This window comes from Marinobacter segnicrescens (genome assembly GCF_900111555.1).
GTDB classification, from domain to species: Bacteria; Pseudomonadota; Gammaproteobacteria; order Pseudomonadales; family Oleiphilaceae; genus Marinobacter; species Marinobacter segnicrescens.
In genome coordinates, this window is sequence record NZ_FOHZ01000082.1 from 1 (window position 1) to 1,051 (window position 1,051).

General features: G+C 60.5%; 2 protein-coding genes. Both read right to left on the bottom strand.

Annotation, left to right across the window (positions count from 1 at the left end):
- Positions 1–716, bottom strand: a 716-nt coding sequence (locus tag BM036_RS19720; protein ID WP_091855316.1) for an alpha/beta fold hydrolase, incomplete at its 3' end; no start/stop codon positions are given.
- 176 nt (positions 717–892) lie between these two features.
- A complete protein-coding gene (locus BM036_RS20610) occupies positions 893–1,048 on the bottom strand; it encodes an AtuA-related protein (RefSeq protein WP_425434123.1) in 156 nt (51 codons plus the stop codon).
- Positions 1,049–1,051 lie beyond the last annotated feature (3 nt).

Sequence of the window (1,051 nt, forward strand, 5' to 3'; positions counted from 1 at the left end):
CTTACCCCTTCCTCGCTGACCACGTCACTCATCTTGCCCCGTACCAGGAGTGTGGGCACGTCGATGCGCCGCGCAGCATCCCGCAACCGCTCCACATTGCGGACGGACCCCGGTGTGCGATCACCACTGATAAAGGCCGGATCCCAATGCCAGTAAAGACGGTCGTCCTCCCCGACCCGCAGGTTCTTGCGCAGCCCCTCCCGGGAGCGGGGTCTGGCCTTGCGGTGAGGCATATAGCCGTTGACGGCCGCCACCACTTCTTCATAGGAATCGAAGCCGCCGACATGGGCCGACATGAACTGACGGATACGCTGCACCCCCTCCGGCTCGACCCTGGGCACAATGTCTACCAGCACCAGGCCATGGAGGGGCAGGTGTGAACCCTCTCCAGCCGCCAGCAGGGAACTGATGCCACCGAGTGAGGCACCGATCAGCACGGGAGGCCGCTTCAGTTCCGCCAGAATGGCGTGCACATCCTCCACGAAGCGGTCGAGGGTGTAGTCCCCTTCTGGGCACCAGTCGCTTTCCCCATGGCCACGCATATCCACAGTCATGGCCCGGTAGCCGTTACCGGCCAGGGTACGGGTCAGCGCGCCCCAGGAGTGACGGGTCTGGCCACCACCGTGGAGCATGACCACAGGCTGATGCTCCGGGTGACCTGCCACATCAGCAGCCAGTTTCAGACCCGATGCGCCATTGAGATAGATGCGTTCCATAGAATTTCTCCGGTGTTACGCCCCCACCCGTGACATGGCAGGGGATCAGTCATCGCAAGCTTATCGAGCGCTTGCTATCAAAGTCATGATGAAGCCTTAATTACCGTCAAAAATGCCAGATAGTTTTGCGACTACTACACAACGGGGACTGTTGCAGTTCGCGTGTCCCGTCTGAGTCAGACCAGTCCCCAGTTACAGGCATCCTGTTCCGGCACCGGAATCTCCAGTTCCAGCAGTACTTGGGAGTAGGTTTTCCCCTGTGGATCGAGATGGAGGGAGCTGACACCCCCACCATCCAGGGACTCCGCCAACAGGAAGTTGATGCCGTGAATACC